General features: G+C 69.4%; 21 protein-coding genes and 2 pseudogenes. 9 read left to right on the forward strand and 14 right to left on the reverse strand.

Features of this window, described 5'->3' with window-relative positions; genetic code table 11:
- Positions 1–6: 6 nt before the first annotated feature.
- Positions 7–522: a flavin reductase family protein gene (locus IEW07_RS18200; protein ID WP_188539847.1), complete on the forward strand. Its 516-nt coding sequence runs from the start codon at positions 7–9 to the stop codon at positions 520–522.
- Positions 523–626: 104 nt separating this feature from the next.
- Here the strand turns inward: IEW07_RS18200 and IEW07_RS18205 are convergent, their stop codons facing one another.
- From IEW07_RS18205 to IEW07_RS18215, 3 genes are read right to left on the reverse strand one after another with little or no spacing between them, the layout of a single operon-like run.
- A complete protein-coding gene (locus IEW07_RS18205) occupies positions 627–1,673 on the reverse strand; it encodes a LacI family DNA-binding transcriptional regulator (RefSeq protein WP_188539849.1) in 1,047 nt (348 codons plus the stop codon).
- Positions 1,670–2,458, reverse strand: a complete 789-nt coding sequence (locus IEW07_RS18210; protein ID WP_188539851.1) for a TIM barrel protein — start codon at positions 2,456–2,458, stop codon at positions 1,670–1,672. Before IEW07_RS18210 ends, IEW07_RS18205 begins: the two co-directional genes overlap by 4 nt.
- On the reverse strand, positions 2,455–3,483 hold the full coding sequence (locus IEW07_RS18215) for a Gfo/Idh/MocA family oxidoreductase (RefSeq protein WP_188539853.1): 1,029 nt from the start codon (positions 3,481–3,483) through the stop codon (positions 2,455–2,457). The genes IEW07_RS18210 and IEW07_RS18215 overlap by 4 nt, the downstream gene beginning before the upstream one ends.
- A 341-nt stretch (positions 3,484–3,824) precedes the next feature.
- Between IEW07_RS18215 and IEW07_RS18220 the strand changes: the two genes are divergently transcribed.
- Together IEW07_RS18220 and IEW07_RS18225 are read left to right on the forward strand one after the other, a co-directional pair.
- Entirely contained in the window at positions 3,825–4,115 is a 291-nt protein-coding gene (locus IEW07_RS18220; protein WP_188539855.1) for a GntR family transcriptional regulator, read from the forward strand.
- A 226-nt stretch (positions 4,116–4,341) separates the two neighbouring features.
- Positions 4,342–5,838: a sugar porter family MFS transporter gene (locus tag IEW07_RS18225; RefSeq protein ID WP_188539857.1), complete on the forward strand. Its 1,497-nt coding sequence runs from the start codon at positions 4,342–4,344 to the stop codon at positions 5,836–5,838.
- A gap of 126 nt (positions 5,839–5,964) precedes the next feature.
- Here the strand turns inward: IEW07_RS18225 and IEW07_RS21775 are convergent.
- Positions 5,965–6,090 (reverse strand): annotated as a pseudogene (locus IEW07_RS21775) (IS3-like element ISAar24 family transposase); the annotation flags it as partial.
- Positions 6,091–6,227: 137 nt separating this feature from the next.
- Here IEW07_RS21775 and IEW07_RS18230 point away from each other — a divergent pair.
- A pseudogene (locus IEW07_RS18230) lies at positions 6,228–6,532 on the forward strand (recombinase family protein); the annotation flags it as partial.
- A 22-nt stretch (positions 6,533–6,554) separates the two neighbouring features.
- On the opposite strand, the gene IEW07_RS18235 reads toward IEW07_RS18230, so the two are convergent.
- Complete coding sequence (locus IEW07_RS18235; protein ID WP_188539859.1) at positions 6,555–6,872, reverse strand: ArsR/SmtB family transcription factor; 318 nt, start codon at positions 6,870–6,872, stop codon at positions 6,555–6,557.
- Positions 6,873–6,930: 58 nt separating this feature from the next.
- Positions 6,931–7,941, reverse strand: a complete 1,011-nt coding sequence (locus IEW07_RS18240) for a zinc-dependent alcohol dehydrogenase family protein (protein ID WP_188539861.1) — start codon at positions 7,939–7,941, stop codon at positions 6,931–6,933.
- A gap of 254 nt (positions 7,942–8,195) precedes the next feature.
- Here IEW07_RS18240 and IEW07_RS18245 point away from each other — a divergent pair, with 254 nt between their 5' ends.
- Positions 8,196–8,780: a TMEM175 family protein gene (locus IEW07_RS18245; RefSeq protein ID WP_188539863.1), complete on the forward strand. Its 585-nt coding sequence runs from the start codon at positions 8,196–8,198 to the stop codon at positions 8,778–8,780.
- A gap of 133 nt (positions 8,781–8,913) precedes the next feature.
- Positions 8,914–9,123 (forward strand): recombinase family protein, encoded by a 210-nt coding sequence (locus tag IEW07_RS18250; RefSeq protein WP_188539865.1) that lies wholly within the window; start codon positions 8,914–8,916, stop codon positions 9,121–9,123.
- Between the two features lie 16 nt (positions 9,124–9,139).
- Here the strand turns inward: IEW07_RS18250 and IEW07_RS18255 are convergent, their stop codons facing one another.
- From IEW07_RS18255 to IEW07_RS18265, 3 genes are all read right to left on the reverse strand, one after another.
- Positions 9,140–9,400: a hypothetical protein gene (locus tag IEW07_RS18255; protein WP_188539867.1), complete on the reverse strand. Its 261-nt coding sequence runs from the start codon at positions 9,398–9,400 to the stop codon at positions 9,140–9,142.
- A gap of 215 nt (positions 9,401–9,615) precedes the next feature.
- Positions 9,616–9,981, reverse strand: a complete 366-nt coding sequence (locus IEW07_RS18260; protein WP_188539868.1) for a hypothetical protein — start codon at positions 9,979–9,981, stop codon at positions 9,616–9,618.
- 245 nt (positions 9,982–10,226) lie between these two features.
- Positions 10,227–11,231: a helix-turn-helix transcriptional regulator gene (locus IEW07_RS18265; RefSeq protein ID WP_188539870.1), complete on the reverse strand. Its 1,005-nt coding sequence runs from the start codon at positions 11,229–11,231 to the stop codon at positions 10,227–10,229.
- 246 nt (positions 11,232–11,477) lie between these two features.
- Between IEW07_RS18265 and IEW07_RS18270 the strand changes: the two genes are divergently transcribed.
- Entirely contained in the window at positions 11,478–11,813 is a 336-nt protein-coding gene (locus tag IEW07_RS18270) for a CBS domain-containing protein (RefSeq protein WP_188539872.1), read from the forward strand.
- Positions 11,814–12,125: 312 nt separating this feature from the next.
- On the opposite strand, the gene IEW07_RS18275 is transcribed toward IEW07_RS18270, so the two are convergent.
- The 5 genes from IEW07_RS18275 to IEW07_RS18295 all read right to left on the reverse strand — a co-directional run bounded on the left by IEW07_RS18275 (position 12,126) and on the right by IEW07_RS18295 (position 16,808).
- Positions 12,126–12,992, reverse strand: a complete 867-nt coding sequence (locus IEW07_RS18275) for a helix-turn-helix domain-containing protein (RefSeq protein ID WP_188539874.1) — start codon at positions 12,990–12,992, stop codon at positions 12,126–12,128.
- Between the two features lie 80 nt (positions 12,993–13,072).
- Positions 13,073–13,393: a hypothetical protein gene (locus IEW07_RS18280; RefSeq protein ID WP_188539876.1), complete on the reverse strand. Its 321-nt coding sequence runs from the start codon at positions 13,391–13,393 to the stop codon at positions 13,073–13,075.
- 683 nt (positions 13,394–14,076) lie between these two features.
- Positions 14,077–15,090, reverse strand: coding sequence for a WxL protein peptidoglycan domain-containing protein (locus IEW07_RS18285; RefSeq protein ID WP_188539878.1), 1,014 nt, complete (start codon positions 15,088–15,090; stop codon positions 14,077–14,079).
- Positions 15,091–15,162: 72 nt separating this feature from the next.
- Positions 15,163–16,020, reverse strand: coding sequence for a hypothetical protein (locus IEW07_RS18290; protein ID WP_188539880.1), 858 nt, complete (start codon positions 16,018–16,020; stop codon positions 15,163–15,165).
- A 227-nt stretch (positions 16,021–16,247) separates the two neighbouring features.
- Positions 16,248–16,808 (reverse strand): WxL domain-containing protein, encoded by a 561-nt coding sequence (locus tag IEW07_RS18295; RefSeq protein ID WP_188539882.1) that lies wholly within the window; start codon positions 16,806–16,808, stop codon positions 16,248–16,250.
- A 339-nt stretch (positions 16,809–17,147) separates the two neighbouring features.
- Between IEW07_RS18295 and IEW07_RS18300 the strand changes: the two genes are divergently transcribed.
- Together IEW07_RS18300 and IEW07_RS18305 are read left to right on the forward strand one after the other, a co-directional pair.
- Positions 17,148–17,675: a MarR family winged helix-turn-helix transcriptional regulator gene (locus IEW07_RS18300; protein WP_188539884.1), complete on the forward strand. Its 528-nt coding sequence runs from the start codon at positions 17,148–17,150 to the stop codon at positions 17,673–17,675.
- A gap of 72 nt (positions 17,676–17,747) precedes the next feature.
- Positions 17,748–18,254, forward strand: a complete 507-nt coding sequence (locus IEW07_RS18305; RefSeq protein ID WP_188539887.1) for a site-specific integrase — start codon at positions 17,748–17,750, stop codon at positions 18,252–18,254.
- Positions 18,255–18,366: the final 112 nt, after the last annotated feature.

Here is an 18,366-nt window from a genome sequence, read left to right on the forward strand (position 1 = left end):
GCGGCCATGCAAGCGGCAGCCGACCAGCAGGACATCGACCCCCGGGCCTTCCGGGACGCCCTCGGGCTCTACGCCTCCGGGATCACGGTCATCACCGGCCGTGATGAGCAGGGCCCGGTCGGGTTCACCTGCCAGTCCTTCTACAGCGTCTCCACCGACCCGCCACTGATCTCCTTCAGCGTCATGAAGACCTCCACCACCTATCCCCGGATCCGGCAGACCGGGAGGTTCGCGGTCAACGTCCTCGCCCACCACCAGCAGGGGACCTCGAACCAGTTCGCCCGGAAAGGCACCGAAAAGTGGGCGGGCATCCGCTGGGGCCCGACCCGGACGGGCAACCCGGTCCCGGAAGACACCCTGATGTGGCTCGATTGCCAGATCTGGGCCGAGCACGACGCCGGCGACCACGACATCGTCCTGGGCAGGGTCAACGAGATGCGCCCGACGCGCGGGCACGCTCTCGAACCCCTCCTGTACTTCCAGGGCCGGTACCGCCACTTGCACCCGGACGAGGCGCCCTGAGGCGCGTCACCAGACGTGGTGCCGGCATCCTGATCGGCGGAGGCAGCTCCATCCTCGTGAAATATTGGGTGTCCGGCACCGGGCCGGCCTGGTGGGCAGGCCCCTCAGCGGCTGGCGGGTGCGGTGCTGGTGCGGGCAACGAGCTGGGCGGGGAGCACGGTGTGCTCGCCGGTCACGGCGGTGTCCTCCGCCGTCGCATCCAAGCGGCGCAGCGCCAGGTCCACGGCGGTGTGTGCGAGCAGGTGGGGGTCCTGGGCCAGGGTGGTGAGGTCGAGGTAGGGCAGAGACGCCTGCTCGGAGTCGTCGAAACCAACCACCGACAGATCCCCGGGCACGCACCGGCCCAGGACCCGCGCCTGGCTGACCACCCCGACCGCGCAGCGGTCGTTGAAGGCGATCACGGCGGTCGGCGCGGGGTCCCGGGCCAAGAGCTGGGTGATCGCGGCGGCACCGCCGGCCTCCGAGGCGCCCCCGCGCACAATCAGCATCTGCTCGCCCAGGCCCGCAGCGGCCATGGTGTCCTGGTAGCCGGCCCGGCGCCGGGCGCCGCCGGCCTCGCGGTCGGCGTCGATGTAGGCGATCCGCCGGTGCTCGAGGCTGATGAGGTGCTCTACGGCCAGGGCCGCTCCCCGGTGGTCGTCGGTGGTCACGCTGTCGAAGGCCGTCGAGTCGAATGCCCGAGTGACCGAGACGACCGGCAGGGTCGCGCTGATCTGTTCGAGGCGGGTCTGTGGCAGAGCGCTGCCGAGCAGGATCAGGGCCTCGCACCGGTCGCGCAGCAGGGCCTCCAGCGCGGCGTCCTCACCACGGTGGGGGGTGACGGCGGCGAGGACGACGTCGTAGCCGTGCTGATGGGCGGCGGCATGCAGGCCGTCGAGGATCTCCCCGTGGAAAGGCTGCACCGGTTCGAAGGCGACACCGAGCAGCCGGGAGTGGCCCTGGCGCAGCAGTCGGGCCCGCTCGTCGCGGCGGTAGCCGAGCTGCCCCGCCACGGCCAGCACGTGGGCGCGGGTCTCCTCGCTGGCTCCGGGGACGTCGCGGAAGACGATCGAGACCAGCGGCTGGGAGACCCCGGCCGCCCGGGCGACGTCGCGCATGGTCACGCGGCGCGGGCGGCCGGGGGTGTCCCGGTCCGTGGAGGCAGGGGTCATCGGGAGCAGACGGTGAAGGCGTCGCGGAAGCGCTCCAGGGCTACCTCGGGGTCGTCGGCGGCGAAGGCCTCCATCGCGATCACTCCTTCGTATCCGATCTCGGTCAGGGCGGTGGCGATCCGCGGGTAGTGGATCTCCCCGGTGCCGGGTTCGCAGCGTCCGGGCACGTCGGCCACCTGGACCTCTCCAATATACGGAAGGGCCCGGGCGCACAGCTCCACGAGGTTCCCCTCCCCGATCTGCGCGTGGTAGAGGTCGAGGTTCAGGCGCAGGTGGGGGCTGTCCACGGCGGCGACCAGGGCCAGGGTGTCCTCGGCGCGGGCGAAGGGCACCCCGGGGTGGTCGAGGGCGGTGTTGAGGTTCTCCAGGGTGAACACCCGCCCGCGGGCCTCTCCCAGGGCGGCCAGCCGCTCCAGGGTGCGGGCGGCCGCCAGCCAGTCCGCCCCGGTGACCACCGGGTGCGCCACCACCGGCAGCCCCTGGGGGTCCAGGCCGGTGCCGTGGACGTTGAGGCGCGGGCAGTCGATGACCTCGGCCGCGGCCAGGGAGTCCTCGGCGGTGCGCAGCAGCTGCGCCGCGCCGTCCGCATCCACCAGGCTGCCGGACACGTACCCGGTCATCGACCCGAACCGGGCCCCGGTGGCGGCCAGGGCATCCAGGTTCTTGGTGGTCCAGTCCCAGATCTCGACCTCGAAGCCGGCCTCGTGCAGGCGGCAGACCCGCTCGGTTAACGGCAGGTCGACGAAGAGCATCTCCGCATTCGCCGCCAGGGTGAACCCGCTCACCGGGCCGCCCCCACGACGTCCAGGGCCACCGGCGCGCCGGTGCGGCAGGAGGCGATGCAGCCCAGGGCGATCCGCAGCGCGTCCCGCGCCGCCTCCACCCCCGGCCCCTCCGAGGGGTGCCCGAGGGCGGTGTCGGTGAAGGCCTGCAGCTCACCGGTGTAGGCGCCGCGCATGGACTGGGTGTCGGCGCGCACCGTGTCGACGGCGATCCCCTCGGGCCCGTAGTAGCGCAGGGTCGAAGCCGCCAGGTCGCCTGCGGTGACCATGCCGCCGGAGCCGAAGGCTTCCGCCCGGGTGTCGTAGCCGTAGGCGGCCGAAAAGCTGGCCTCGGCAGTGGCGATCGCCCCGTTGTCGCAGCGGATCGTGACCACGGCGGTGTCCAGCAGCCCGGCGTCCTTGTACTCGGGGGCCACCAGCGCGTCGGCCACCGCGTAGACCTGCACGGCACGCGCTCCGGGGTTGAGGAAGTTCAGCGTGTCGAAGTCGTGGATCAGCGTCTCCAGGAAGATCGTCCACGGCGCCACCGCCGCCGGGTTCGCCAGCCCGGGGTCCCGGGTGGTCGAGCGCAGCAGCTGCGGTGTGCCGATCCGCCCGGCCTCGATCACGGCACGGGCCTGGGGGAACCCGTCGGCGAAGCGGCGGTTGAAGCCGATCCGGAACAGCACCCCATGGGCTTCCACGGCCTGTTGGACCCGGTCGATGTCCTCCAGGGTCATCCCGGCCGGCTTCTCGCAGAAGATGGCCTTGCCGGCGGCGGCGGCCTGCTCGACCAGCCCGGTGTGGAAGCGTGCCGGGGCGGTGATCACCACCGCCTCCACCTGCGGATCCGCCAGCAGCTGGGCCGGATCGGTGTAGGCGGCGGGCACGTGCAGCTGCTCGGCCAGGCGCGCCGCCACGCCCTCGACCGGATCGGCGATCGCGACCAGCTGGGCGTTGGGCACGGTGCGGGCGATCAGTTCGGCGTGGCTGGAACCGATTCGGCCGGCGCCGATCAGACCGACGTTGAGGGTGCGGGGTTCGGACACGGGATTCTCCTTCAAGTCAGGGTTGGAGCGTGGAAGGGGATGCCCAGGAACGATGTCCTCAACATGTCCTGACAAACCCTTGGCAGAAACACTAGTACGTATTAGTGTGATCGACAACACAACTGGCGACCGAGTTTGCGGCAGCGCGTTTAATCGCCGGGGCCCGGCCAGAAGAGGAGACCTTTCATGACTGCACCGCGTGCCTCCGCCGTACAGCGCCGCCGGCGGGTATTCCGGCGACCCTGGGCCGCGGCGACGGTACTCGTCCCCGCCCTTGCCCTGGCCGGCTGCTCACCCTCGGGCGGGCAGCGGCCCGCCACCGGCCCTTTCGGAGGCGCATCATGACCGCAACCTTGTCTCTGGCGATCGATAAGCACTCTCCGGTGCCCCTCTATTACCAACTCGCTCTCGTCCTGGAGGGTGCTATCCACAGCGGTGTTCTGGCGCCGGGCACCAGGCTGGACAACGAGCTCGAGCTCGCATCCCGATTGCGCGTCGCCCGCGTCACCGTGCGCAGCGCCCTGCACCGCCTGGTCGAGGCCGGCTTGGTGGTGCGCACACCAGGAGTCGGCACTCATGTCACCTCGCCCCACCAATGGGCGCGCTCTCCTGCGCACTCCACGTCGCCGTAGAGGTTCTGCGGCAGTCGTCCCGCACCGTGGGCGCGGCACCCAGCCGGAGTCACCGCGAGTTCACCCGGACGGTTCAGGCGCACTCCACCTGCACACGCCACAGCACCGCGCAGCGTCCTGCCTGCTCGGTCGAATCGCGCCGTCGAAGACACGAACAATCCCTCATCCAACCGGTGCCGCACACGATCCACACCTGCTTCCTCAGATCAACACCAAAGGAGTTCACATGTCCCACCACTCTCCGGGCGACAGCCGGGTCGCCCTTCCACCGTTGACCGGCGGGCCGCATCGAAAGCGGCTCGGACTCATCTCGGTCGTGGCCTGCCTGGGCGGGCTGCTGTTCGGCTACGACACCGGCGTGACGAACGGCGCCGAGGGGCCAATGGCCCAGGACCTGGGGTTGAACCTGATCCAGTTGGGCGTGGTGATCAGTTCGCTCATCTTCGCGGCCGCCGTCGGGGCCCTGCTCTGGGGCCGGACCTCAGATGCCTGGGGCCGGCGCAAGACGATCATCCTGCTGGCGGTGCTGTTCTTCCTCGGCACCCTGCTGGTGGTCTTCTCCCCGGCGTCTCCGGAGCCGGAAACGTTCTCCCTGACAGGGTTCACGGTACTGGTCTGCGGGCGGATCATGATCGGCCTCGCCGTCGGTGGAGCCTCGACGGTGGTGCCGGTGTACCTGGCCGAGCTCGCCCCCTACGAGATCCGCGGGTCGATCACGGGCCGCAACGAGCTGGCGATCGTCTCCGGACAGCTGGCCGCCTTTGTCATGAACGCGATCATCGCCGTCACGCTCGGCGACGTCGTGGAGGGGGTGTGGCGCATCATGTTCGCCGTCTCCGCGCTGCCGGCGATCGGGTTGTTCATCGGCATGTTACGCATGCCTGAATCCCCGCGCTGGCTGACCGAGAAGGGCCGGTACGACGACGCTCTGGCGGTGCTGGAGACGGTCCGCCCGGCCGATCGCGCGCAGGCCGAGCTGCAGGAGATCGAGCACATCGCGGCCATGGAGGTCGCGGCGCACCAGGTCGGACTGAGAGCGGTTCTGACGAACAAGTGGCTGCGACGGATCATCCTGATCGGCATCGGGGTGTCCATGACCCAGCAGCTGACCGGCATCAACTCCGTCATGTACTACGGCACCCGCATCCTGGAGGAGTCCGGGATGACAGCCCAGCAGGCCGTGCTGGCCAACATCGCCTTCGGTGTCGTGGCCGTGATCGGCGGACTCATCGCCCTGTACAACATGGACCGGCTCGACCGGCGCAAGACCTTCATCATCGGTCTGAGCCTCACCACGACCTGCCACCTGCTGATCGGGATCGCCGGCAATCTGCTGCCCGAAGGCCACCCCGCCCGCCCGATCGTGATCCTGGTCCTCGTGGTCGCCTTCGTGCTCTCGATGCAGACGTTTTTGAACATCGCCGTCTGGGTGTGGTTGGCGGAGATCTTCCCGCTGCACATGCGCGGCCTGGGCATCGGCATCTCGGTGTTCTTCGGCTGGACCATGAACGGTTTCCTCGCCCTGTACTTCCCGACGCTGGTGGGCACGGTCGGGATTTCGGGCACGTTCTTCCTCTTCGCGGGCATCGGCGTGCTGGCCCTGATCTTCGTCATCACCCAGGTCCCCGAGACCCGGGCCCGCTCCCTGGAAGATCTCGAGGAAGACGTTTCCACCGGAGCGATTTACCAGGTCGCCAAGCCCACCGACGTCCACCAATCCTGATCCCCACAGCTGCATCCCGGGGAACCGTGGGGCAGGCCTGTGGCCTGCCCCACGGTTCTCTTGTCCCGCAGGGACCGTCAATCCGACCAGAGTAGGTGGCGGTCCGCAGCGCAGTTCAGGGGCGAGCGGGGATTCGTAGTGCAACTGCGAGTGACGCCGTTGACGGTGGTAGAAGATCTCGAGGTACTCAAAGTTCCCGTTGGCCAAATCCACCCGAGTGCGCCGCCTCTTCCGGTTCAGCAACTGGATCTGCCTGGATCTGCATGGAGAATGCAAAAGGCATCTCGATTGCCGCCGGAGCCCAGCCATAGCCCTGACACGGCCAAACGGTCGCTAAGTCGACCGTGGGCAACAGGTGCAGGGACTATCGCGTTAGAGCGACAGTCCCGGTCATCACCTCACCGGACCGTCTGGGGCAGTCGAGGCAGAACATGCTGACCTTCGTCGGGACGCTGCGGGCCAGAGGTGCTCGTCTGCGGGTATTGGACCTCCGTGGTGGAGAGATGGACACCCACACCCCGACGGGCTCGATGGTCCTCACCGTCATGGCCGCCCTGGCGCAGATGGAGTGGTAGATCAAGCGGGAGCGGATCACCGACTCGGGGCCAAACGCAGGGCCACCGGCAAGGATCTCGGCGGACGTCGCCCGACGTTCACCGACTCCCAGATCCGCAACGCCCTGCGGCTGGTCGAGGCCAGGGGGCGGTGGTCCGGGGTCAGGTGTTGCGGGCGGCGTTGAGGAGGGCGGGCAGGAAGCCGGGGAAGGCTGTCTCCATGTCGTCGACGCGCAGCACGTTCAGGCGGGAGGTGCCGACGTAGTACTGGTGGAGGAGCCCGGCCTGGCGCAGGGCGGTGAAGTGGTGGGTGGCGGTGGAGGCCTTGATCGGCAGCTCGATCGCCCCGCAGCTGAGGTCCTCCTCCGCACCGGCCAGCTGGCGCAGGATGCTCAGCCGGATCGGGTCCGCCACCGCTTCCAGGACCCGGGTGAAGTCGAAGTCGCCCACGGCGGGTTCATCGGTGATTGCGCGTGCCATCTCCGGCCTTTCACATGGTGTGCTGGGTTGAGGGGGAGGGGGAGTCCCCGCAGCGGGGTCAGGCGACCTGGATGACGATTTTACCGAAGGCGCCGGCGGCGAGCTGGTCGTAGGCGGCGTGGGCGTCGGGGAAGTCGTAGACGGTGTCGATGACCGGGTGGATGTGGTGGTCCTCGAGGAACCGGACGAGGTCGTGGAAGGACCGGCGGTGACCGACGGCGATGCCCTGGATGCGGGTCTGGTGCCAGATCACGTCCATGAGGTCCAGGGTGGTGCTCTGGCCGTTGAGAAAGCCGACGACGGCGACCATGCCGCCGCCCCGGGCGGCCCGGATCGAGTCGCGGATCCCCTCACCGCCGACGACGTCGAGGACGAGGTCGACCCCGGCCCCGTCGGTCAGCTCCAGGGCCGCGGTGGCCCAGTCGGGGGTGGTGCGGTAGTTGATGGTGTCCGTCGCGCCGAGTTTGCGGGCGCGGGTGAGCTTCTCGTCGCTGCTGGAGGTGACGATCACCCTCGCCCCCAGGGCGGCGGCGATCTGGATGGCGAAGATCGACACGCCCCCGGTGCCCTGGACCAGGACGGTGTCCCCGGCGCCGATGTTGCCGTACTCGCGCATCGCGAACCACGGGGTCAGGGCGGCGATCGGCAGCGTTGCCGCCTGCTCGTCGGTCAGCCCGGCCGGGGTCGGCACCACGGCGTTCTCACCGAGCACCTGGTACTCGGTGAGGCCCCCGCCCAGCGGGCCGCCGAGCTGGTGGTCGGCGTACTCGGGCAGCCACGGGCCGTCCTCCCAGGTGGAGTAGAAGTGGGAGGTCACCCGCTCACCCACCCCGAACGCGGTCACCCCTTCACCGACCGCGGCGACGACACCGGCGAAGTCCGCGACCGGGATCAGGCCCTTGGGCATCTTCTCCGGGGCGTAGATCCCCTCCACCAGGGCCTTGTCCCGGTAGTTCAAGGACACCGCGGAGACCTTGACCAGCAGCTCGTGCGCACCCGCGACAGGGGTGGGCACCTGCTTCAGGTGCAGGTTCTCGAAGCCGAAGTCGTCCAGGGTCCAGGCGCGCATGTGTCGTCCCATCCAAGAGGTGGTGGGGCGGCGGGGCCGTGGCCGGGCCACCGGGGTGATGGGCACGACCCTAACCCCATACTTTGATGAGTGTCAAACTTGATGGTTATCAAAATTGTGTGGGGTGGTGGATCTTTCCGCGCAGATCACCCCCGGCCGCGCGACATCGGGGCAGTGGCATCCTCTGAGGAGGCGAGGACTCGCCCGGTCGCCGGTCCCGTGTGGCCGTACCCGGTTCTCGGGAGAGGAAGAGCATGAACAAGAACCGCCTCGAGGCGTTCAGCGACGGTGTGCTGGCGATCATCATCACCATCATGGTGCTGGAGATGCACGCACCGGAGGAGCCCACCTGGCACGGCCTGTGGCAGGTCCTTCCCGTGTTCTTGAGCTACCTACTGAGCTTCCTCTACGTGGGGATCTACTGGAACAACCACCACCACATGCTGCACCTGGCGGGGAAGGTCAACGGCGCGGTGCTGTGGGCCAACCTCCACCTGCTGTTCTGGCTCTCCCTCTTCCCGTTCAGCACCCGGTGGATGCAGGACACCGGGTTCGTGCAGGTGCCGGTGCTGGCCTACGGGTTCAACCTGCTGCTGGCCGCTGTGGCCTTCTACCTCCTGCAGAGCGCCCTGATCCGCCGGCAGGGCCGGGACGGGCACCTGGGGCGGGCGCTGGGGCGGGACTGGAAAGGAAAGCTGTCCCCCCTCTTCTACCTCCTCGGGCTCGCAGCGACCCTGGTCCACCCCTGGCTGGGGCTGGGGGTGTACGCCGGGGTCGCCCTGATGTGGCTGGTGCCCAACCGCCGGATCGAGGACTACGTCGCCCATCTGCACAGCTGAGCCGGTAGGCCGCCTGCGGGACCCACCCCGTCTCCTCCGCCTTCCGCGACGGCAGCGTGGCAGAGGAGGGGCTGCCCGGGTGTGGCCCTGGCGCAGCGCAGGTGCTGACGGCCTGACAGGGGCGGGGCAGAACATGCCGGCCCTCGCCCAGGCGCGACGTGGGAGAGGTGCCGGGCTGCGGGGACTCAACCGGGGCCGGGGAGACGTGGACACCTCCACCCCGATGGGCTCGATGGTCTTCACCGTCAGGACCGCCATGGCCCAGATGGAACCGGAGATCGCACGCGAACGCAGCACTGACTCGGTGCCCAAGCACCGGACCCGCGGGCACGGGCAGGGGTAGGGGCGGGTGCCGACCTTTACCCGGTGTGGTGCCCCTCGTCGGAGGGCTCACCCCGGGCGATCTCCGCCCCGTTGTCGTCCCCCGTCTGCGGAGAGAACTCCACCGAGCTGCCGGCCGGGCGCACGACCCGGCTCACCTCGGTGTACTCATCGAGCATAGGGTCCAGCGCGGAGTCCTCGGCCGCGGCGGGGCCCTCCTGGATCGGTTGCTCGGGGCGGAGCCCGGTGGGGGGCCGGTCCTCCGGCGGGGCGCCGTCGTGGTGATCGGTGGGCGACACAGCACTCACTGTCCTTCCCTCACGGAGTTGGTCCCGGCTGCTTCCCACCGGACAGAGGTGCGCGGGCCGATCTGTCCTCGGTGCGCCTGAGACGGCACGAGCCCCTGGCATCGGAGCGGTCTCCGAGAGGCGGTCAGCGCCGGTGTGCTCACCTTGTCACGGCGGAGCCGCGCCCCTGGGTGGCGGGGATGCTGTGAAGGTGGGTCCGATCCTGCTCATGCCACCCTCAGGACCGGCGACGCGGCACGTGTGCGTGTCCTGCCCATCAGGGTGTTCCCGTGGTGCGGGACAGGTGCATGGCCGGGCAGCCGGGCCGGGACGAGGACCTCCACCGGTCCGGCCCCGGCGAGGGTGTGGTCCTGATCGATCGCTGCGCGCAGCAACTCCACCGCGGCGGCCTCCACGTGGGCGGCGCCGGTGAGGTCCACGGTGACCGTCACCGGTGGGATCAGCGTCCGGGCCCGGGCGATCACCGGGTGCAGGGCGTGCTGGTTGGCCTCGGTCACGCATCCGGTGATGACCAGGTGCACGTACTGGGCGTGGAGATCGACCTGGACGAGCACGGAGAGCTTGTGGTCCATGGGGGAGCATCCTTCATCGCATGCTGGGGGAACCTCAGGTCCTGTCTCGGGCCTTCATCCACGGTAGAAAGACCGGGTCCGGCCCACAAGAACGTGTCCTCCACTTGCCCCACATTTCGTTGATCGACAGGCAGAGCCCCCTCCCTTCCCGGGCCTGTCGCACCACCACCTGCTCCCGACTCATCGTGCATGAGGGGGAGCCAGCGCCGCGGGCGGCAGCTGGGGTGGTGTCCGACCGGGGCGCTCTAGCGGTGGAGGGTGTGGGAGGGGGGCACGCCGTAGGCGGCCCGGTGGCGGCGGGCGAAGTCCCCGGGGTGGGGAAAGCCCCAGCGGGCGGCGATCGTCCCGACCGTGTCCCCGGCGGTGGGGTCGGCGGCCACCAGGTCCTGGTGGGCCGCGGCCAGACGCACCCCGCGCAGATAGGCCCCCGGGGTGATGCCGGCGTGGCTGCGGAAGGCCCGGACGAGCTCCAGCGTGGACACCTGCGCGTGGCGGGCGACGTCCTCGAGGGTGATCGGCAGCGAGGCGGCGGCGTGGAGGAACTCCACCGCCGCCGTGTAGGCCGCCTGCCGGGCCGCGACCGACTCCCGGCGGGCGTGGGGGTCCCCGGCCAGGGGGAAGGCCTCCAGGGTGGCCACCGCCAGCCGGCGCAGCAGCTCCGCCCGCAGCAAGGCGATCCCGGCGGTGGCCGGGTCGGTCAGGGTCTGACGGACGTAGGTACAGGTGGCCTGCCAGTAGTCGGCCATCCGTGCGGAGACCGGTTGCGGTGCATTGAAGCCGAGCGTGAGCCGCTCGTCGCCGTAGACGGTGCGGGCGGTGCGGGTGAGGGCCTCCAGGCTCAGGTCGGCGGTGTCGACCCGCAGCAGCTCCAGGGTGCTGCGGTAGTCCTGATGGGGCTGGATCAGGGCCAGCCCCGTGCCACGGTGACCGTCGATCTGCCAGTGCAGGGTGCCCGAGCGAGGCCAGCTCACCGTGAACTTCTCCTCGAGCACCAGGTCCACCCGTCCGCGGCCCCGGAAGAGGAAACGGCCCAGGGCCAGGTCCGTATCGCCGTGGACGTCCTGGCGGTACCCGAACGCGGGATCGTGCCGGGGCGCGCGGACCTGCGCGGTGGCATAAGCCCGGCGCAACGTCTCAGCGACGACCTCGGGATCGGTGGTCGCCAAGTGCAGCCGGATCGGCAGCGCCTCCACCACCCACCCCCCAGGGATCCGGTCGGTGCAGCCCATGCCTGCCGCAACGGCAGGCATGGGCTCCAGGGTAGTCGCCGTCCACCACTGGGCCCAGACCTGGAGAGCACGTGACGCCGACGAGGACCCTGCACCCGGCCCGATCTCAGGCCACAAGCCGTTACATCCATCCCCTGGATCGAGCTCACAGAACACCGAGAGCCACCACCTACAAGGAGGACCAGAACGATCACTGCGCGCAAGATCATCACCCCCGGCGCCGAGTACGCCCGCGGGAACCAGAGGCTCGAGGGCCCCGCTCAGAAGATGGAGGACCTCGACCTCGGGGCGCTGCCGATCTGCGGGGAGGGCAACCGGCTCAAGGGCGTGGTGACCGACCGCGACATCGTCGTCCAGTGCCTGGTCGGCGGCGGGGACCCTCGCACGGTGCGGGCTGGGGAGCTGGCCGAGGGCAAGCCGGTGACCATCGGCGCCGACGACTCCGTGGAGGGGATGATCGCCACGATGATCGACCGCCAGGTCCCGCGCCTGCCGGTGATCGACGGCCACGACCTGGTGGGGATGGTCAGCCAGGCCGACATCGCCCGCTCCTACCCCCAGGACCGGGTCGGGGAGCTGGTGGAACTGATCTCCTTCGACTGAACGCCCACATCCGACCGGCCACGACCCGGGGAGGACCGTCGACACCGCGCTGTTGCGGCCCCGCCTTCCCCACTCGAACGGGGCCCGAGCCGCTTCAGGCACACGCTCGGACGGGGGCGGTGTGAAGGCCGTGGCCTGGACAGCAAGGGCGGACTCGTTTCAGTCGGCAGGCTCGCTCTGGCCGGCTCCGGCCCGGCTCACGGGACACCGGGTCCTGGCAGTCGCAGGCCCCGTCCTGGTGGCACGCCCGGGCCGTGGCGGCTCATGCTCCGTCCTGCGGCTTGTCCTGCGGCTTGTCCAGACGGGGAGGGCTCAGACCAGGGCGTGGGGACGGGCGTGTCCTGGGAAGCGAGGGAGGGATCCGTGGCGTGCGGTGTTCAGGCGGGCGGCGCGCAGGTACTCCCGGGGCGTGGTGTCCAGTTCGCGGCGGAACGCGGCGAGCATCCTGTGGGGGCTCATCCGGGCGGCGGCGGCGATGTCCACCAGGCCTATGTCGGTGTCGAGGTGGGCGTCGATGAAGGCCTTCGCCCGCCGGATCCGTGCGGCCACCATGCTGACGCCCTCCGGGGGGTGGGGATGGGCCAGGGAGTTGTTGGGGAAACAGCGCAGGAGGGCGGTGGTGAGGGTGCGGATGGTCTCGTGGCGGATCAACGGCACGTTCATCGCCTCGTCGTCGAGCAGCACCTCCCGGTAGAGATGGGCCAGGGTGCCCACCCAGTGCTGGAGGCCCGCCTGGCTCACCGGGGTGGACCCGGTGAATTCGAGGCGGAGGTCCTCGTTCCCGACCAGGTGCCGGGCGTAGTCCTCCACGTAGGGCAGGTCCAGGGCGACCGTGAGCTGCTCGACCTCCCCCCAGGCGCCGGAGTGCCTGCCCTGGGGGTGCAGGAACGGGCCCTGCGTGGCAGAGGACGCACCATCGATGTCCAGGGTCACCTGTCCGGAGAGGAGGTAGCTGATGGCCACCGAGCCCGACACATCGGCCGAGGCCGGCCAGGACAGCCCGCGCAAGGAGTACCGGTGGGCCCGCAGGGGCCCGGCGGTTACCGAGGTCAGCTCCAGAGCGAAGGATCCCTCGGGGTCTCCGTCGATCCTCAGCCCGGGATAGACCTGGGTGAGGGCATCCAGTCCCTCCTGCGGGTCGCGGGTCGCCACGGAGCAACGCTGAAGAGTGTCAAGCATAGGAGTCTGTCTTTTCAGGCCTTCAGAGTCGATCTCTGCCCGCCCGGGGCTGCCCGGCGGTCTCAGCCGTGGGGCGAGGATCACGGGCGGGCCGGATCCAGCCGGGCACCTGCCAGGTGGGCGGGCTGGTGGGCGGTGATCCAGGAGCTCAACCAGTCGTTGTTGCCCGAGACCGCCACGATTCCTCCGGCCCCGGACACCGCCTCGGCCAGTTCCAGGGTGGGGGCATCGGGGCGGTAGGCCACCAGCGGGCCGGTGAAACCCTCCAAAGACCTCGGGGTGGAGAGCTCCGCGGACCGGGCGGTGACCATCAGACCGCGGGTCCGATACCGGCGCAGGACCGGGGTGTTGTCGATCAGCGCCGGGTCAGGGGCCAGGATCCCGATCGATTCCCACCCCACCACCGAGTCCTGACCGAAACACCATTTCAGGGCCAGCGTCAGGCCATCCTCCGGAGGGACGGGTAGCGCGACATAAGCCCGTTCTCGTCCTTCTGTGGATTCATATCCCATGAGTGTAAAACCCCATCGCTGGCCGACTAAAACTCATACAATTCTTCGATTAATCACAATACTTTTAAATGAAAAAACATTGATAGCTGACCTTAGTCCATGTCTGTAGCATTGCCGGCCCGGAAGGTCGGGTTTCCCTGCCAGTACGACAGTGCCGCACTGGCGCGGATCGGGCCGCCATCAGATGAGCCGGGGGCGTGGCCGGATGAACCCTCGTTCCGCCCGGCCTCCTCGGGTTCTGGCTGAACCGCTCCGGGGTTCCCGTGGATGCTCGGGTGCCCGCAGATGTCAGGGTGCCCGTATGCCCGGTAGATGCTCGACTCCGCGGCTAGCTGGGAGGCCATCCGGCCATCGACGGTGGGATGATCCCTGCGAGGAGGACCGGCTGACCGCAACGCAACCCACCGCGGCCCCGGACCCCGGCACAGCTCCTGCGGTGGGATCTTCGCCGCTCGGAGGCGGCAGGCCGTCAGCTGCAGGTGTGCACAACGGGTGAGGGCGGGGCATCGCATCTGCGGCGATGCCCCGCCCTCAGTGCCGGGCCGCCGATCCGGGTGCGCCCGGCACTGCGATCAGGCGGTGGTGTCGGCCCGGTGGCGGCGGATGAGGTAGGCGACGATCCCCAGCAGGACCAGCACGATCCCGCCCAGGACGTAGAGCAGGATCCCGGTACCGGAGTCCTGGTTGATGCCGGGCAGCCCGCCCTGCTGGGCGCTGGTGGAGGTGTCCTCATCGGGTTCTTCGACGGTGAAGGGCAGCTCCGTGGCCGTGGCACTGGCGCCGGTGTCGGGGTCGGTCATGGACACGTCCAGGGTGTAGTCCCCCGGTTCCAGGGTCCCGTCGAGAGTGGTTTCGACCGTGGTGTCGGTGCTGGCGAAGAAGTTGCTCATGGTGAGCTCGGCCTCGCTCACCGTCTTGCCGCTGTCGTCGCGGATGGTGAGGTCCCCGGCCGGTTCCACGTGGGCGTTGCCGGTGTTGGTGATCCCCACGTCGACCACCGACCGGCCGGCCGTCTCGTGGTGGCCGGCCTCGCCGAACTCGAACGCCGGGTCCAGCGGACCCGGGACCTCGACGGTGACGGGCAGGGCCTGGCGGACGATCTGGTTCAGCGCCACGTCCCCGGAGCCGGCCACCGGCTCGGCATTCTCCAACACCAGGCTGGTGATGTACTGGCCCGGCTCCGTGCCCTGCGGCACGGTCACGGTCACGGTGCGCTCACTGGCCTGGCCGGCCGGCAGCGACAGCTCGCCTGCGTCGTAGTCGACCCAGGTGGTCGTGCCGGTGGGCTCGGTGCCGCTCTCCTTGGCTCCGAAGCCGCCGTTGATGATGGTGTAGGCATCAGCCGGGTAGGTGCTCACCTCCATCGGAGCACTCCCGTTGTTGCCCAGCGCCACCGTCAGCTCACGGCTCTCGCCCGGCTCCATGGTCAGGTCGAAGTAGGAGCCGGGATGGTCCACGGGACGCAGACTGAGGTTCACCGGTTGCTCCGCCTCAGCGGCGGTGGCGGCGGCCCCGGTCGCAGGAACCAGGAGCAGGCCCAGGGCCATCAGCAGGGGGGTGGGACTGCGGCGCAGGGGGGTGGGCATCGAGGAATCATCCTTCGTAGAACTCGACAGGGACAGGAACAGCGCCCAAAGGGGGAGGCGCCGGCCCGTCACTCAGGGGGCAGGATCGGTGCTGACAGTGGGCTCAGAGCTCGATGTGGGCTCGGGTTCAGGGCTCAGGGTGGGCTCCGGGGGCGGACTGGCGGTGGGCGCCGAGGCGGCCTCCACGGTGGCTTCCGGCTCGGGGCTTCCGGTCGGCTCAGGGCTCGCGGTGGGTTCCGGCTTGGGGCTCGTCGTGGGCTCGGGCTCCGCACCTGCCGTGGGCTCCGGGGTCGCTGTGGGCGCCGGGTCGGGTTCCGTGGCCGCCGGCTCGGAGACGGCGTTGACCGTGGACTCCAGGCCCGGGCTGATGGTGGTGGTGACGGTCCCGGTGTAGGTTCCGGCGCGTGCGCCCGGCGGCAGCGTCAGGGACAGGGCGATGCCCTGGGTGTAGGTCCCGCGGCCGTGACCGGGGCGGGCCTCGAGCACGGTCCGGGGCGAGTCCAGGGATCCGAGGGGTGAGGCCGCCGGGATCCTGGGCCCACCCACCGGATCCACCGCCTCACTGAGGCCGTCAGCGGCCACCGGGGTCTCCACGGAGGCGACGGCCAGGTTGCCAGCGGGGATGTCGGTGCCGTTATGGAGCCCGCTGTAGCGCAGATCCGAGGCCTGTGCGGTGACGTGCCACCCCTCCGACTCGATGAGCAGCTCGGTCAGCGGGTCCAGCAGCGGGATGGAGGTGTCCGCCGCGGTGAGCACCACCCGCCCGGAGACGGTGCGTTTCTGGTGGGAATAAGTCACAGACGGCAGCGACAGGTCCTGCAGCTCGGCCGTGAACGCGGCTGACGCCGGGGCGGCCGTGGCCAGGACCGACCCCACCACGGCGACGGCCGTGAGCGAAGCCCGTACCCGCAGGCCGTTGGAGCGCCTCATGTCCCGGCTTCCCTTTCTCGGACCGCATCTCTTCACGCCTGGAGAGCTCCTCGCCCCGGATAGTCTCTCGATGCGGACCACAGCTCACCTCAGCAAAAACACTATCCCGTGCACCTGTGGCAGGGCCGGACCCGGAGGTCCGGCCCTGCCACCGTAGTTGTCCACCCGTATCCGGCAGGCCGTACCGGCGGAGCGGTCAGCTCACGTCAGCCGGCCCGCGGATCGAATCAGAGGGCGGTGCTGACGGTGGTGGTGAGAGTGGCCGCGTAGGAACCCTCACGGCTGTCGGCCGGGACGGTCAGGGTCACGCTCAGCGGCACCGTGTAGGCGCCTTCACCGTTGCCGGCCGTGGCAGAGAGCACCGTCTTGGCCTCCGTGCCAATCGCACCGATTCCGGCACCAGCGGTGGTGATCCCCTCCGTGGAGGCACCAGACGTCGAGGTGATGCCCTCCGCACCCACACCAGACACGGAGAAGTTGTTGGCAGGGATATCCGTCCCCCCAAAGGCCCCGGCGTAGAGGAAGTCGGTGGTGACCTGCTGGGTGACGTTCCAACCCGCGCCGGTGCCGGAGAGGTCATCGACGATGACCTCCACCGACCCGTTGGTGTCCTGATCAGCGTGATCGGTGCTGACGCCGGTCAGAGTCACGTTGGTGGCACTGGCGGTCAGCTCTCCGCCGGTGACGCCCACGGTGGCGGTGCTGGTCTCGGCGATGGCGGCAGGAGCGATGAGCAGGGAAGCCACGGCGAGGGAGCCGGCGGCGAGGGTCTTCACAGAGGTGCGCATGATGATGCTTCTTTCGATTCAGCCCGCTCGACCCGGGGGAGGGTCCGGCACCGTGATGCCCAGCCGAGGCCGGACCCGGTTTCGCACGGGAGGTGGGGGGTGCTGCGCGGACCCGTCTGAGCCAAAGGATCTCTGGAGCAACGAGGGCGGGTCCTTGCAGTTGCAAACCTAGCGCCTGCTCGGATTAGGGGTCAAGAAACTCAACCGTCAAACATCTGAAAACCCCCCTGCTAACCGCCTCTGGCCGCGGAATCTCAGGGATCACCAGCGGAAATGTGCGGAATGTCTGATAATGTATGACGAACTACGACCCATTGAAGCATCAAGTAACGTGGAGTCATGATGACAGTTACGGCGATCACCCCCGATGCCGGGGAGCCGGCCCGGCCTCCGCTGCACGCCCTGGCGAGGGGGCTGCGCACCCTCCTCATCAGCGGACAGCACTTCAGGGGCCGGCGCGCGGAAGAGCTCCAGCTGGGCTCCAGTGACCTGGAGGCGCTCGGGCACCTGTATCACGAGGGTTCTCTGGCCCCGGGGCGGCTTTCGGCCTTGATGGGTGTGACCTCCGGGACCATGACCGCGCTGCTGGACCGGGTGGAGAAAGCGGGGTTCCTGCGGCGCGAGCCCAATCCGCAGGACCGCCGCGGGCGGCTCATCGTCCTGACCCCGGCCGGCCAGCACGCCATGCACTGGCTCTACGACCAGTTCGAGGACGTCATCCGCCATGCCCTGGCCGGGGTGCCGGACCTGGACGTGGAGCAGTTCCACGCCGTTCTCGAACTGCTGGCCGGCTCCCTGGATGCGGGCAACCACCCCCATGACCCCTCCGGAGCAACGACGCCGCGGACACCGATCCACCCCCTCTGAACCACTCAGACGACATCCGGGGATCACAATCGTTGCTCTGGCGGCTTCCTGCCTACCCCACGCCCTCACGAAATGCTTCCTGTCACACCCCGTCCCCGCCCTGACGCTTCCAGCCCTCGCCCCGTCGTACCCCGTCCGCACGCGCACCTGGTCGCTGGATGGCTGGACTCCCTGGCCTCAACGCACACCCGGCGGACCTACCGCTACGCCCTGACCGCCTGGACCTCCTGGTTGCAGGCCTCCCAGGTCGATGTGCTGTCCGCGCGGCCCACCGACGTGGACGTCTGGCGCACCACCCTCACCGGGGCGCCAGCCACCAGGGCGCACAAACTCTCAGGGATGTCCTCCTTCTGCGCCTATGCCGTCAGCCAAGGCGCCCTGGAGACCAATCCCTTCTCCATGTCGCGCCAGTCCGACCCTTCCCTCACGGTGCGCCGTCCCAAGGTCATCGTCGACGCCCCCACGGCGCAGGGTCCCACCGCGATCCAGGCCCGTTACCTGCTGGGCCATGCCAAGAAACATGGCGCGCGCTCACGCCCTGATCTACCTGCTACTGACCACCGACCTGCGTATCAGTAATGCCCTGGTCGCCCGCCGCTCGGATTTCACCTACTTCGCCGGCGTCCTAGTGCCTAGGGGTTGAAGTTCCTCAGCGGTTGTTGGGGTGGGACCATGGGACATGGCGAATCAT

This window comes from Kocuria dechangensis, from assembly GCF_014636775.1.
Classification (GTDB): Bacteria; Actinomycetota; Actinomycetes; order Actinomycetales; family Micrococcaceae; genus Kocuria; species Kocuria dechangensis.